Annotated in this window: 14 protein-coding genes, 1 tRNA gene and 1 pseudogene; 8 read left to right on the forward strand and 8 right to left on the reverse strand. The window is 73.8% G+C overall.

All coding sequences use genetic code 11. From position 1 onward, the window contains the following. The first annotated feature begins 79 nt into the window (after positions 1–79). Positions 80–979, forward strand: a complete 900-nt coding sequence (locus tag ACQRUO_RS28130; RefSeq protein WP_428318897.1) for a phosphoribosylaminoimidazolesuccinocarboxamide synthase — start codon at positions 80–82, stop codon at positions 977–979. 29 nt (positions 980–1,008) lie between these two features. Here the strand turns inward: ACQRUO_RS28130 and ACQRUO_RS28135 are convergent, their stop codons facing one another. From ACQRUO_RS28135 to ACQRUO_RS28160, 6 genes are all read right to left on the reverse strand, one after another. Beyond that, complete coding sequence (locus tag ACQRUO_RS28135; protein WP_428318898.1) at positions 1,009–1,638, reverse strand: response regulator; 630 nt, start codon at positions 1,636–1,638, stop codon at positions 1,009–1,011. Beyond that, entirely contained in the window at positions 1,635–2,861 is a 1,227-nt protein-coding gene (locus ACQRUO_RS28140; protein ID WP_428318899.1) for a sensor histidine kinase, read from the reverse strand. The genes ACQRUO_RS28135 and ACQRUO_RS28140 overlap by 4 nt, the downstream gene beginning before the upstream one ends. A gap of 57 nt (positions 2,862–2,918) precedes the next feature. Continuing rightward, the gene (locus tag ACQRUO_RS28145; protein WP_428318900.1) at positions 2,919–3,773 is read right to left on the reverse strand and encodes an ABC transporter permease; all 855 of its coding nucleotides are present in this window, start codon (positions 3,771–3,773) and stop codon (positions 2,919–2,921) included. Next, positions 3,770–4,792, reverse strand: coding sequence for an ABC transporter ATP-binding protein (locus tag ACQRUO_RS28150; protein WP_428318901.1), 1,023 nt, complete (start codon positions 4,790–4,792; stop codon positions 3,770–3,772). Before ACQRUO_RS28150 ends, ACQRUO_RS28145 begins: the two co-directional genes overlap by 4 nt. A 178-nt stretch (positions 4,793–4,970) precedes the next feature. Further along, positions 4,971–5,046: transfer RNA gene (locus tag ACQRUO_RS28155), tRNA-Gly, on the reverse strand. Positions 5,047–5,205: 159 nt separating this feature from the next. Further along, positions 5,206–5,523 carry a histone-like nucleoid-structuring protein Lsr2 gene (locus ACQRUO_RS28160; RefSeq protein ID WP_184936468.1) on the reverse strand — a complete coding sequence of 106 codons (318 nt, stop codon included), beginning with the start codon at positions 5,521–5,523 and terminating at the stop codon, positions 5,206–5,208. A 471-nt stretch (positions 5,524–5,994) separates the two neighbouring features. Here ACQRUO_RS28160 and purS point away from each other — a divergent pair, with 471 nt between their 5' ends. From purS to ACQRUO_RS28185, 5 genes are all read left to right on the forward strand, one after another. Next, the gene (gene purS / locus ACQRUO_RS28165; RefSeq protein ID WP_428318902.1) at positions 5,995–6,252 is read left to right on the forward strand and encodes a phosphoribosylformylglycinamidine synthase subunit PurS; all 258 of its coding nucleotides are present in this window, start codon (positions 5,995–5,997) and stop codon (positions 6,250–6,252) included. After that, positions 6,249–6,929 carry a phosphoribosylformylglycinamidine synthase subunit PurQ gene (purQ, locus tag ACQRUO_RS28170; protein WP_428318903.1) on the forward strand — a complete coding sequence of 227 codons (681 nt, stop codon included), beginning with the start codon at positions 6,249–6,251 and terminating at the stop codon, positions 6,927–6,929. The genes purS and purQ overlap by 4 nt, the downstream gene beginning before the upstream one ends. Position 6,930: 1 nt before the next feature. Then, a complete protein-coding gene (purL, locus tag ACQRUO_RS28175) occupies positions 6,931–9,186 on the forward strand; it encodes a phosphoribosylformylglycinamidine synthase subunit PurL (RefSeq protein WP_428318904.1) in 2,256 nt (751 codons plus the stop codon). A gap of 140 nt (positions 9,187–9,326) precedes the next feature. Next, entirely contained in the window at positions 9,327–9,830 is a 504-nt protein-coding gene (locus ACQRUO_RS28180) for a GNAT family N-acetyltransferase (RefSeq protein ID WP_428318905.1), read from the forward strand. A 198-nt stretch (positions 9,831–10,028) separates the two neighbouring features. Further along, entirely contained in the window at positions 10,029–10,877 is an 849-nt protein-coding gene (locus tag ACQRUO_RS28185) for a sterol carrier family protein (RefSeq protein ID WP_428318906.1), read from the forward strand. Between the two features lie 58 nt (positions 10,878–10,935). Here the strand turns inward: ACQRUO_RS28185 and ACQRUO_RS28190 are convergent, their stop codons facing one another. Next, complete coding sequence (locus ACQRUO_RS28190; protein WP_428318907.1) at positions 10,936–11,415, reverse strand: DUF4267 domain-containing protein; 480 nt, start codon at positions 11,413–11,415, stop codon at positions 10,936–10,938. 150 nt (positions 11,416–11,565) lie between these two features. Here ACQRUO_RS28190 and ACQRUO_RS28195 point away from each other — a divergent pair, with 150 nt between their 5' ends. Both ACQRUO_RS28195 and ACQRUO_RS28200 read left to right on the forward strand, forming a co-directional pair. Beyond that, complete coding sequence (locus ACQRUO_RS28195; RefSeq protein WP_428318908.1) at positions 11,566–12,165, forward strand: TetR/AcrR family transcriptional regulator; 600 nt, start codon at positions 11,566–11,568, stop codon at positions 12,163–12,165. A 52-nt stretch (positions 12,166–12,217) separates the two neighbouring features. Beyond that, on the forward strand, positions 12,218–12,637 hold the full coding sequence (locus tag ACQRUO_RS28200) for a DUF3151 domain-containing protein (RefSeq protein WP_428318909.1): 420 nt from the start codon (positions 12,218–12,220) through the stop codon (positions 12,635–12,637). An 89-nt stretch (positions 12,638–12,726) separates the two neighbouring features. Here ACQRUO_RS28200 and ACQRUO_RS28205 read toward each other — a convergent pair. Beyond that, positions 12,727–13,303, reverse strand: a pseudogene (locus ACQRUO_RS28205) (ArnT family glycosyltransferase); the annotation flags it as partial.

Genomic DNA, 13,303 nt, shown 5'->3' on the forward strand with positions numbered 1-13,303 from the left:
AGCCGGGCCCGGGCGCGGGGCCGCATGAAAGACTTCCGCTGTCCGAGCAGCGACCCCCACTCTCGAGGACTGAAGCACTTTGAGCGGATTTGTCACCAAGCCCGAGCCGGTCCAGGTCCCCGGCCTGGTCCACCTGCACACCGGCAAGGTGCGCGACCTCTACCGCGACCAGGCGGGCCGCCTGGTCATGGTGGCCAGCGACCGCACCTCGGCGTTCGACTGGGTGCTGCCCAACGACATCCCGGACAAGGGCCGGATCCTCACCCAGCTCTCGCTCTGGTGGTTCGACCGGATCGCCGACCTGGTGCCCAACCACGTGATCTCCACCGAGGTGCCGGACGGCGCCCCGGCGGACTGGGCCGGGCGCACCATGATCTGCGACGACCTGGAGATGTTCCCGGTCGAGTGCGTGGCCCGCGGCTACCTGACCGGCTCCGGCCTGCGGGAGTACGAGCAGGACCGCACGGTGACCGGCATCGCGCTGCCCGCGGGCCTGGTGGACGGCTCCGAGCTGCCGGCGCCGATCTACACCCCGGCGCTCAAGGCCGAGGTCGGCGAGCACGACGAGAACGTCCCGTACGAGGAGACCGCGCGGCGGGTGGGCGCCGAGTGGGCGGCGACCCTGCGGCAGACCACGCTGGCCGTCTACACCCGGGCCCGTGACATCGCCCGGGAGCGCGGGCTGATCCTGGCCGACACCAAGTTCGAGTTCGGCCTGCGCGGCGGCGAGCTGGTGATCGGCGACGAGGTGCTGACCCCCGACTCCTCGCGCTACTGGCCGGCCGACTCCTGGGAGCCGGGCCGGGCCCAGGAGAGCTACGACAAGCAGTTCATCCGGGACTGGCTGAGCTCCCCGGCCAGCGGGTGGGACCGCACCGGCGAGCTGCCGCCGCCGGAGCTGCCGGCGGACATCCTGGAGCAGACCCGGGCCAAGTACGTCGAGGCGTACGAGCGGCTGACCGGGGAGACCTGGGTCTGATCCGCGGCCGCGGTCGGCTCCGGCCGCGGTCAGATCCAGCCGTGCTCGCGGGCCAGGCGGACCGCGGCGTGGCGGTTCTCGGCGCCCAGCTTGCCGGCGGCCGAGGAGAGGTAGTTGCGCACCGTGCCGGGCGAGAGCCCGGCGCGGGCGGCGATCTCGGCGATCGCGGTGCCGTCGGCGGCCAGCTCCAGCACGTCCGTCTCGCGCGGGGTGAGCGGGCTGTCGCCGGCGCTGATCGCCTCGGCGGCCAGCTCGGGGTCCACGTAGCGGCCGCCGCCGTGCACGGTGCGGATGATCCCGGCCAGGTCGGCGGCCGAGACGGTCTTCGGCAGGAAGCCGCGCACCCCGACCTCCAGGGCGCGCTTCAGGTAGCCGGGGCGCCCGTGCCCGGTGACGATCATGCTGCGGCACTCCGGCACCGTCCGGCGCAGCTCGGCCGCCACCTCGATGCCGTCCCGCCCCGGCATCTGCAGGTCGAGCACCGCGATGTCGGGCCGGTGCGCCCGGGCCATGGCCAGCGCCTCCGGGCCGGAGGCGGCCTGGGCGACCACCGCCAGGTCCTCCTCCAGCGCGAGCAGGGCGGCCAGCGCGCCGCGGATCAGGTGCTCGTCGTCGGCGAGCAGCACCCGGACGGGGCCGGCGGCCGGTTCCTTCGTCATGCGGCCAGTTCCTTCTCGGCGTCGGGACGGTTCAGCGGCAGGGTGGCGCGCAGTGTGTAGCGGTCGCCGTCCTGCCGGCAGCTGAGCTCGCCGCCCTGCGCGGTGAGCCGCTCGCGCAGGCCGGCCAGGCCGCTGCCGCCGTCGCCGGGCGCGGTCGCCCGCACCCCGTCGTTGACCAGTTCCAGCACCGCCTGCCCGCCCTGTCGCCAGAGCCGGACCGAGACCTGCTCGGCCTCGCTGTGCCGCAGCACGTTGGTGGCCGCCTCGCGGACCACCCAGCCGAGCACCGACTGGGCCAGCGGCGGCAGCCCCGCCGGGTCGGGCCCCAGGTCGATCCGGCACTCGATGCCGGCGGCCCGCAGCACCGAGCGGGCCCCGGTCACCTCGGCGGCCAGGTCCGCGGTGCGGTAACCCCGCACCACCTCGCGCACCTCGCGCTGCGACTCCTGGGCGAGCCGCTGCACCTCGACCATCTGGTCGGCCGCCTCCGGGCGGCCGCGCCGGGCCAGTTGGACCGCCAGCTCGGCCTTGAGCGCGATGGTGGTCAGGTTGCGGCCGAGCACGTCGTGCAGGTCCCGGGAGAACCGCAGCCGCTCCTCGGCCACCGCCAGCCGGGCCTGGGTCTCCCGGGCGTCGTCCAGGTCGTAGGCGGTGCGGACCATCCAGGCCGAGGTCCGCCAGCTGCCGGCGAAGGTGGCGAGTCCGAACAGCCCGCTGGACATCAGCACCGCCGCCGGCCCGGGCGAGCCGCTGGTCACCGCGATGCCCGCGGAGGCGAGCAGCAGCATCGCCAGCCCGAAGGGCGCCAGCCGCCGCACCGCCAGCGCCACCGAGGGGGCGATCACCCACAGGTCGAGCAGCACCAGGTCGGCGGTGAACAGCGCGACCGGGTTGCCGTGCCGGTGCGGGGCGAGCAGCAGCGGCAGCCAGATCGCGGCCTGGAAGACCAGCGCCTGGGCGGCCAGCAGCCGCACCGGCGCGGGCCCGCGCCCCAGGTGGCAGTCGAGCGAGCGCCGGATCGTCGGCACCGCCAGCACGCAGCTCAGCAGCACCAGGAGGAGCAGCAGCTCGGTGGTCGCCGGCGAGGTCTGCCGGGTGACCTGCTGGACGGTCATCGGGGCCATCGCGGCCGGGAAGGCCAGCGCCATCGAGTACATCGACCAGCGGACGTAGAGCTCCATCCGCTTCGGCTTGCCCAAGCTGCGCCAGCGCCGGATCCGCATGGCCGTTCCCCCTCGTGTCGTGCCCGTGCCCCTTCCTACCAGGTCCGCGGGCGGCCGTTAGCGGCGCGGCTCCCAGCGGAAGTACCGGTGCGCGGCCCAGGCCGTGGCGGCCGTCCAGGCCAGCGCCCCGGCCAGGTAGGGCAGGGCGACGGCCCAGCTGCCGGCGAAGGAGCTCGCCGCGCCCGCACCGTCGCCGCCGAGCCAGCCGATCCGCAGCAACTGCAGCGCCGGGGTGGTGGGCAGCGCCCGGCCGAGGTCGGCCAGCCAGCCGGGCATGACCCGGTAGGGGACCACCACGCCGGAGGCGACGATCGCGACCAGCACCACCGGCAGGGTGGTCAGCCCGGCGGTCTCCACGGTCCGGGTGGCGGCGCTGGTCAGCGCGGCCAGGGCGGCCAGCTGGACGCCGGCCAGCAGCAGGCCGAGCGGCACCAGCACCGGGTTGACCGGGGCGGAGACGCCCAGCAGCACGGCCCCCAGGGCCGAGATCAGCGTCACCTGCAGCAGCACCAGCAGCAGCGGGGGCAGCGCGGTGCCGCCCAGGATGCCGGTGTCGGTCAGCTCGCCGGTGCGCAGCCGCTTCAGCACCAGTTCGTTGCGCCGGGCCACGTAGGCCGAGGTGAGGTTGGGGTAGAAGGCGAAGAGCAGCGAGACGGCGGTGAGGTTGAGCACCAGGGCGGAGTTCAGGTCCACCCCGGGCAGCTGCGCCCGCTGGGCGTGCAGCATCGAGTGCAGGCCGCTCATCATGGCCACCGGCATCAGCACCGCCATGGTGAGGGCCATCCGGTTGCGGCGGAGCAGCAGCAGCTCGGTGCGGACCAGACCGAGCGGGCGGCGCAGCACGCTGCCGGGGCTGCGCACGGCGCCCGCGGCGGCGGCCGGCTGACGGAGGATCGGGTGGCTGGTGGTCATCGGCGGGCTCCGATCAGGCGGCGGGTGCGGGTGGGGGCGGGGGTGGGGGTGGCGGGCTCGCTGCCGCCCTCGGCGTCGCCCGCGGGCTCGGGCTCGGCGGCGATCGCCAGGAAGGCCTCCTCCAGCGTGGCGCTGCGGGCGTCCAGGCCGGGCAGCGCGAGCTGCTGTTCGGCGGCCCAGCCGAGCAGCGCGGTCAGGGTGCGCTGGAGCTCTCCGGTGTGCACGGTGACCCGGCGGCCGGCGAAGGCCACCTCGGCGTCGGGCAGCGGGAGCAGGGCGGGGGAGCCGGGCTGCTCGGGCAGGTCGAAGCTGATCCGGGCCGGCCGTTCGGCGATCACCTCGGCGACCGTGCCGCTGGTCACCACCCGGCCCCGGTGCATGATCGCCAGCCGGTCGGCCAGTTCCTCGGCCTCCTCCAGGTAGTGCGTGGTGAGCAGGATCGCGGTGCCCTCGGCCCGCAGCTCGCGGACCAGCTGCCAGACCGCGGCCCGGGCCTGCGGGTCGAGCCCGGTGCTCGGCTCGTCCAGGAAGAGCACCTCCGGGCGCCCGATCAGCGCCACCGCCAGGTCGAGGCGGCGCTTCTCGCCGCCGGAGAGCTGCTTCACCCGGACCCGGGCCCGGTCGCCCAGCCCGACCAGCTCGAGCGCCTCGGCCGCCGGCCGGGGCGTACTGCTGCTGCGGGCCCAGCCCTCGACCGTCTCCAGCACCGTCAGGTCGCCGGGGAAGCCGCCCTCCTGGAGCATGATCCCGATCCGCGGGCGGATCGCGGCCCGCTCCCGGTAGGGGTCGTGGCCGAGCACCCGGACGGTGCCGGCGGTCGGGCGGGCCAGGCCCTCGATCAGCTCCATGGTGGAGGTCTTGCCGGCCCCGTTGGTGCCCAGCAGGGCGAACAGCTCGCCGGGGGCCACCGTGAGGTCCAGCCCGCGCACGGCCGTGAAGCCGTCGCCCCGGGCGTTGCCGTAGCGCCGGCGCAGGCCGTGCGCCTCGACGGCGGGAGGAGCGGAAGGAGTCCTGGTCATGGGCACCAGCCTGGTGCCGGTGCGGGGCGGGCGGCAGTGCGGCGGCGCACCGGTCGGTGCTGCGTTTCCACGGGTCGGCGGTGACATTTGTCACGGGCGCGCGAGGGGCGTGCGGCGATCGGCGCGCAGGCGGGGCCGGGAAACGCGAAAGGACCTCCCGGAGGAGGTCCTTTCGAACTGGAGCGGACGACGAGATTCGAACTCGCGACCCTCACCTTGGCAAGGTGATGCTCTACCAACTGAGCCACGTCCGCACGGTGCTCGAGGCACCGGCCGCTACTCCCGAGGCGCTCCCCGGTTGCGGCGACGAGAAATACTCTACCCCATCGCCGGGAGTGGTCACGCACGACTTCCGCACCCCCTCCCGCCCCGGCCGCCGGCGGCCCGGGCGAAGGGGGGCGCAGCACGCCGGGTCAGTTGGCCTCGGCGAACGCTTCGTAGACGTGCTTGGGGATCCGGCCGCGGGCCGGCAGTTCCATGCCGCGGGACTGGGCCCAGGCGCGCACCGCGGCCGGGTCGGGCGCGAGCGCGGTGCGGCGGAACGACTTTCCGGTGCGGCTCTGGCGGCGGCCGGCCGCGACGAAGGGGGCGAGCGCCTCCCGCAGCTTTTCCGCGTTGTCCAGGGACAGGTCGATCTCGTACGACTTCCCGTCGACGCCGAAGTGGACGGTTTCCGCGGCCGCGCCGCCGTCCAGGTCGTCGGAGAGCGTGACAACTACACGCTGAGCCATGGGTGTCAATCCTCTCGGCAATTCGGCCGACGGGCGCGGTGTGCCGCGGCGGCCCTGTGCTCCGGCGCTCCAGGGGCATACGGGTGCGCCGGAGGGGCACCGCCTGCGCAGCTCCTGCCACCGCCGGTGGCCCTATTCTGCACCCGCGGCTCGGGGAAATCGATGGGCCTTGCATTCTTTTTCCGGATATTCACCTCGCTTCGCCTCCGTACCGATACTTCCGGCCGGATACCCCCGGGTATCCGTGGTCGATCTGTCCGGAGTGCCGGTATTCGGCGGGTCGCCGCGCGGTCACCCGGAGGTTCCTGGGAAGTTCTTTAAAGGGGGAGGAAACGGGCGGCCCGGAAGCCCGGAACCCTTGCGGCGTAAGGGGTGGGTGTCTACGCGCGTCGCGATCCCCGGGCCGTCGAACGGCCGGTGAACCCCGGTAGTCTGAAGGTCCCCCCGCCTTCACGCACCACACCTTTGGGAGTGCCAGTGGCACGCGTCGTAGTCGACGTCATGCTCAAGCCGGAGATCCTCGACCCCCAGGGACAGGCGGTGCAGCGCGCACTGCCCCGTCTCGGATTCACCGGGATCGCCGACGTCCGCCAGGGCAAGCGTTTCGAGCTGGAACTGGAAGGGCCGGTGGACGACGCCGCGCTCGCCCGGATCCGCGAGGCCGCCGAGACCTTCCTGGCCAACACCGTGATCGAGGACTTCACGGTCCGGGTCGAGGAGAACGTGTGACCACCCGGATCGGCGTCGTCACCTTCCCGGGCTCGCTGGACGACCGCGACGCGCAGCGCGCGGTCTGCCTCGCGGGTGCCGAGCCGGTGGCGCTCTGGCACCGCGACAAGGACCTGCACCAGGTCGACGCCGTGGTCCTGCCCGGCGGATTCAGCTACGGCGACTATCTGCGGGCCGGCGCGATCTCGCGCTTCTCGCCGGTGATGGAGACCGTCATCGAGCAGGCCAGGCTCGGAATGCCGGTGCTCGGTATCTGCAACGGCTTCCAGGTGCTCACCGAGTCGCACCTGCTGCCCGGCGCGATGCTGCGGAACAACCACCTGCACTTCATCTGCCGCGACCAGAAGCTGCGGGTGGAGAATGCCGGCACCGCCTGGACCACGGATTACCGGACGGGGCAGGAGATTTCCGTCCCGCTGAAGAACATGGACGGCCGGTACACGGCGGACGCGCGCACGATCGACGAGCTGGAGTCCGAGGGGCGGGTGGTATTCCGCTACGTGGACGTCAACCCCAATGGCTCGCTGAACGATATTGCCGGGATCACCAACGCGGCCGGCAACGTGGTCGGCCTGATGCCGCACCCGGAGCACGCCGTCGAACCGCTGGTCGGCACCGGCGGGACCGACGGTCTGGGCTTCTTCACGTCCGTCCTCAAGCAGTTGGTGAGTTCCTGAGATGACCCTCGACACGGTCAAGAACGCCGAGCAGACTCCGGACGCCGCCCAGCCCTGGGCCGAACTCGGCCTGAAGGAGGACGAGTACGCCCGGATCCGCGAGATCCTCGGCCGCCGCCCCACCGGTGCCGAGCTCGCGATGTACTCGGTGATGTGGTCGGAGCACTGCTCCTACAAGAGCTCCAAGGTGCACCTCAAGCAGTTCGGTGAGAAGGCGCCCGAGAGCGACGCGATGCTGGTCGGCATCGGCGAGAACGCGGGCGTGGTCGACGTCGGCCAGGGCTACGCGGTCACCTTCAAGGTGGAGTCGCACAACCACCCCTCCTACATCGAGCCCTACCAGGGCGCGGCCACCGGCATCGGCGGCATCGTGCGCGACATCCTGGCGATGGGCGCCCGCCCGGTCGCCGTGATGGACCCGCTGCGCTTCGGTGCGGCCGACCACCCGGACACCCGCCGGGTGCTGCCCGGGATCGTGGCCGGCATCGGCGGCTACGGCAACTGCCTGGGCCTGCCCAACATCGGCGGCGAGGTCGTCTTCGACCCCTGCTACCAGGGCAACCCGCTGGTCAACGCGCTCTGCGTGGGCGTGATGAAGCACGAGGACATCCACCTCGCCAAGGCCTCCGGCGCCGGCAACAAGGTCATCCTGTACGGGGCCCGGACCGGCGGCGACGGCATCGGCGGCGTCTCGGTGCTGGCCTCGGAGACCTTCGACGACTCCAAGCCGACCAAGCGTCCGGCGGTCCAGGTCGGCGACCCGTTCCAGGAGAAGCTGCTGATCGAGTGCACCCTCGAGGTGTTCCGGGAGCAGCTGGTGCTCGGCATCCAGGACCTGGGCGGCGCCGGACTCTCGTGCGCCACCTCGGAGTTGGCCTCGGCCGGCTCCGGCGGCATGCGGATCGAGCTGGACACCGTGCCGCTGCGCGACGCCACGCTCTCGCCGGAGGAGATCCTCATGAGCGAGTCGCAGGAGCGGATGTGCGCGATCGTCGAGCCGGAGAAGGTCGAGCGCTTCCTGGCGATCTGCGAGAAGTGGGACGTCATCGCCACCGTGATCGGTGAGGTGACCGACGGCGAGCGGCTGGAGATCTTCTGGCACGGCGAGCAGGTGGTGGACGTGCCGCCGCGCACCGTCGCGCACGACGGCCCGGTCTACCAGCGCCCGTTCGCCCGCCCGTCCTGGCAGGACGCGCTGCAGGCCGACGCGCCGACCGCCGAGCGGCTGGCCCGCCCGGGCACCGGCGAGGAGCTCAAGGCGGCCCTGCTGGCCGTGGCCGGTTCGCCGAACCAGGCCTCCAAGGCGTGGATCACCGACCAGTACGACCGGTTCGTGATCGGCAACACCGTGCTGGCCACTCCCGAGGACTCCGGCATGATCCGGATCGACGAGGCGACCAACCTGGGCGTCTCGGTGGCCACCGACGGCAACGGCCGCTACACCAAGCTGGACCCGTACACCGGCGCCCAGCTGGCCCTCGCCGAGGCCTACCGCAACGTCGCGGCCGGCGGCGCCAAGCCGCTCGCGGTCTCCGACTGCCTCAACTTCGGCTCCCCCGAGGACCCGGACGTGATGTGGCAGTTCGCCGAGGCCTGCCGCGGCCTGGCCGACGCCTGCCAGACCCTGGGCACCCCGGTCACCGGTGGCAACGTCTCGCTGTACAACCAGACCGGCGAGGTCGCCATCCACCCGACCCCGGTGGTCGCGGTGCTCGGCGTGATCGACGACGTCACCCGGCGCACCCCGATCGCCTTCGCCGAGGAGGGCCAGCACCTGTACCTGCTCGGCGATACCGCCGACGAGCTGGGCGGTTCGGCCTGGTCGCAGGTGGCCCACGGGCACCTGGGCGGGCTGCCGCCGAAGGTGGACCTGGAGCGTGAGCGGCTGCTCGCCGAGATCCTGATCGCCGCCTCGCGCGACGGCATGATCGACGCGGCGCACGACCTGTCCGACGGCGGCCTGGCCCAGGCGCTGGTGGAGAGCTGCCTGCGCGGCGGCAACGGCGCCCGGGTGATCGTGCCCGCGGAGCTGGACCCGTTCGTCTTCCTCTTCTCGGAGTCGGCCGGCCGTGCGGTGGTCGCGGTGCCGCGCAGCGAGGAGCTGCGCTTCACCGACATGTGCTCGGCCCGCGGCCTGCCGGCCACCCGGATCGGCGTGGTGGACGGCGCGGCGCTGGAGGTCCAGGGCCAGTTCACCGTCTCGCTGGCGGAGCTGACCGAGGCGCACACCGGTGTGATCGAGGCGCTGATCGGCTGAGCCGCCGACAGTGCCGGGCTCGGGGTGACCTGGGCTCGCTAATGTGGAACGACCCGCTCCGGATCTTCGGGGCGGGTCGTTCGCGTGGTCGGTCCGGGCCGACGGAAGTCGGCCGGAGCCGCCGGGGGAGAGGAGCCGTCGTGGACTACCGCGTGTACCGGGTGCGGGGCGAGGACTGGGAGCAGGTGCGCGAGTTGCGCCTGCGGATGATCGAGGACACGCCGCTCGCCTGCCTGGAGACCTACGCCGAGGCGCAGCAGGCCGACGAGGCCGAGTGGCGCTTCCGCGCCGAGCGGTCGGCGAAGCCGGGCTCGGTGCAGGTGATCGCGGCCACCGAGGACGGCCTGCGGGTCGGCACCATGGCCGCCTACACCGACGACGCGGGCACCCGGTGGCTGGTCGGCGTCTGGGTGGACCCGGCCCACCGCGGCTCCCGGGCCGGGGTGGCCGACCTGCTGCTGGACGCGGTGCTGGCCTGGGCCCGCGGCGAGGGCGGTGCCGAGCGCCTGGTGCTGGAGGTGCACGAGCGCAACGAGCGGGCGATCGCCTTCTACCGCCGCCGCGGCTTCGAGCCCACCGGCCGCACCACGCCCTACCCGCTCGCGGGCGGCGGCATCGAGCACGAGATGGCGCTGACGCTGTAGGGCCCGTCCGACGGTCCCGTGCGAGGCGAAGTGCCGCCGGGCCTCTGGCGGGGGCCGCTCTTACGGATCCTGCCGGGCGAGCGCTGCCCGGCATCCGCCCACGGCCTGACGGGTGAGGCGGGCACCTCACGGCCGCCGGCCGGGGGGCCGTGCGCTGGGTCGAGGCGAATCGTCGGGCCTGGCGGATAGGTTGGCGGCATGGCGAAGACGGCGGCCGTGCGGGCCCGGAACTACGACTCGGTGAAGGTGCTGCGGGGCCTCGTGGGGCAGCTCGAGGCGCTGCGGGCGGCGGTGCACCGGCTCTGCGCGGACCCGGCGGCGGGGCTCCTGTTGGAGCGGCCGACCGGGGTGGGGGAGTGGCGGGTGCGGGAGCTGCTGGCCGAGTTGGCGGTGCAGTTGGAGCTGCTGCCGCGGCAGGCGGCGCAGCCGGTGGTGCCGTCGGCCGGCGCCGCGGGTACGGCGGGGATGCTGACGCCGGCCGCCTGGGCCGCGGTAGTGGGCCGGCCCGGTGGGCAACCGGACTCCGCTGCACGGGCGTTGGCCGCCGAGCGGTTCGCCGGCCCGCCGGCCGAGGTGGCGGCCGCCTTCGATGCGGCCGTCGACGCGCTGTTCGGCGTGCTGGCGGATCCGGGGCGCCGGGTGGTGGCGGTGGCCGGCGGCAGCATGACGGAGGCCGACTTCCTGGTGACCCGGCTGGTGGTGACCGTGCTGTCCGCCGACGACCTGGCGACGGCCCTGGAGCTGCCCGACTTCCCGCACGACCGGTTCGCCCGGGCCAGTGCCGTGCGGCTGCTGGCCGACGCCTTCGCCCAGCAACACCCGGGCGGTGCTGTCGAGTTGCGGATTCCCCCGCTGGCCGTGGTGCAGGCGGTGGCCGGGCCGCGGCACACCCGGGGGACCCCGCCCAACGTGGTCGAGATGGCGCCGCCGGTCTGGCTGCGGGTGGCCACCGGGCGGCGGGACTGGGCCGCGGCGGTGGCGGCGGCCGAGGTGAGCGCGAGCGGCGAGCGCAGCGACCTGGGCGCGTTGCTCCCGGTGCTGCGCTGACGCTGCTGCTCCTGCTGCTCCTGCTGCTCCTGCTGTCGGGCCGTCACGCGGGGCTGGGTCACCCGGCGTTCGCGGGCTCCGCGGCGACTGCCGTGACCGCCGTGACCGCCGTGACCGCCGCGGCGCCCGGGGTGCCGACGGCCGCCGACGGTCGGGTCTCGCGCAGCAGCAGGACGCCGGTGAAGGCCACGACGGTGGCGGTGAGGGCGTGGATGCCGAGTGCGGTGGCCAGTGACCCGCCGTGGGTGAGCACGATGGTCGCGTCGCCGAACGGGGTGAAGGCCTCGGCGAGCAGCGCCCAGCCGAGCGCCCGGCGCTGGCCGGCGGCCAGCAGGGCCAGCACCACCAGGCCCGAGGTGATGTCCCGGACGCCCTTGATGTCGTAGTAGCCGCTGCCGGCGCCGTGCGGCCCGTTGATCCCGAACCCGGCGGCCGCGCCCTGCGGGTCGACCAGGAAGCGGACGCCGACGAAGACGATGAAGCCGGCCAGCACCACGGTGAGCGTGGTGGTCGGGCGGCGGAGCGATGCGGACGTCATGGTGATCCCCCTGGAGCACGTGGTCGTGGAAGCCCGCCGCGTTTTCTAGCGGCGCTAGCTGTCGTGTCGACGCTAACACCGTCTCTGCTCAGATTTCTAGCGTTGACAGATTTTCGGTGCTTGAGATCCTAGCGCTGCTAGGCTCGAGTCATGCGGACACAGCCACGCAGAGAGCGCGAGCGGGCCGAGCGCCACCGGACGATCCTGCGGGTGGCCCGCGAGCTGGCCGAGGCGGAGGGCTGGGAGGCGGTCACCACCCGCCGCCTGGCCGAGCGGATCCGGTACAGCCAGCCGGTCCTCTACGGCCACTTCGCGAACAAGGGCGCCATCGTCGACGCCCTGGCGCTGGAGGGCTTCGGCGAACTGGCCGCGGTGCTGGAGGCGGCGCGGTCGCCGCACCCGGCCCCGCCGGCCGGTCGGCCGGCCGCGGTGTTCCGGGCGTACCTGGCGTTCGCCGGGGCCAATCCGGCGCTCTACGAGGCGATGTTCACCCTGAGCACCCCGCTCTCCTTCGGCACGGGGGAGACCCCGCAGGAACTGCGGCGGTCCTTCGCGGTCCTGGTCGAGGTGTTCGCCCCGCTGACCCGCGACGGGGACGACGTGGAGACCTTCGTCGAGACCGCCTGGGCCGCGCTGCACGGCCTGGTGCTGCTGACCAGGGGCGGACGGCTGCGCCCGGGCCTGGAGCGGCAACGGCTGGCGGTGCTGGGCGGCTGCCTGCCGGCCGGTCGCGGCGGCCAGGAGGCCTGAGGGCCCCGGAGGGGGCGTGCCGCGCGATTCCCCGCAGTGGCAGACTGCCTGCATGGAGACTCACAAGAACCTTCTCGGTGGCCCGGAGCCGACCTTCCTTCCCGAGGAAGACGAGCCCTACCGGATGATGGCGGAGCAGTCCGCCTCGCCCACCCAGGTGGCTGCCGACTACCCGGCCTTCTGCCTGGCCTGGGCGATGCTCTCCGACGACGCGCTCGCGGCGGGCCGGAACGTCGAGGCCTACGCCTACGCCCGCACCGGCTACCACCGCGGGCTGGACTCGCTGCGCCGCTCCGGCTGGAAGGGCCACGGCCCGATCCCGTGGGAGCACCGGGCGAACCGTGGCTTCCTGCGCTGCCTGGCCGCGCTGGCCCGGGCCGCCGAGGCGATCAAGGAGGCCCCGGAGGCCGAGCGCTGCTGGCAGTTCCTGAACGACAGCAGCGCGGAGGCGTACGCCGAGCTCAAGCAGTGACCGACTGACCGGATGCCCTGACCGGATGCCTTGACCGGACACCGGAGCGCCCGCGGACCGAGGGGTCCGCGGGCGCTCCGTTTTCCGTCTCAGGCCTGGCAGCTGTACAGCAGCTGGAGGTTCGCGCTGTCCACCGACTGCCCGTAGTCGCTCGGCGCGACCGGGTCGCAGTGGCTGCGCACCCAGTCCACCACCGCGGTGGTCGGGCCGGACTGGGCGCCACCCCGGCCGCCGAAGCCGCCGCCACCGCCGCCACCGCCGCCACCGCCGCCACCGAGCGCACCGGCGGAGCCGAGCAGGACGAACCTCAACTGCCCGCTCTCCACCAGGGCCTGGAACTGCGGCAGGGTCGGCGAGGGCACCTTGCCGGTGAAGCCGCCCATCGGCAGCACCTCCTTGCCGGTGGCCAGGATGTAGGGCGAGGAGGCCGACCAGTTGGTGGTGGCGAAGGTGTAGCGGGCGCCGCCGTCGTGGGCCTCGGTGTAGTCGAGGATCTGCTGCTGGGCCTTGGTCAGGGTGGTGCCGGACTGGCCGAAGCCGCCGGCCCCGAAGGCCGCCGCCAGCGCCGCGGCGTTCCCGCCGCCCGCGCTGCGCCCGAAGCCGCCGCCCCAGGCACCGGTACCGGCGCCGGCACCCGCACCGCGGCCCCCGCCGTGCCCGCCGGCG

It is taken from the genome of Kitasatospora sp. LaBMicrA B282, assembly GCF_050325825.1.
GTDB lineage: Bacteria > Actinomycetota > Actinomycetes > Streptomycetales > Streptomycetaceae > Kitasatospora.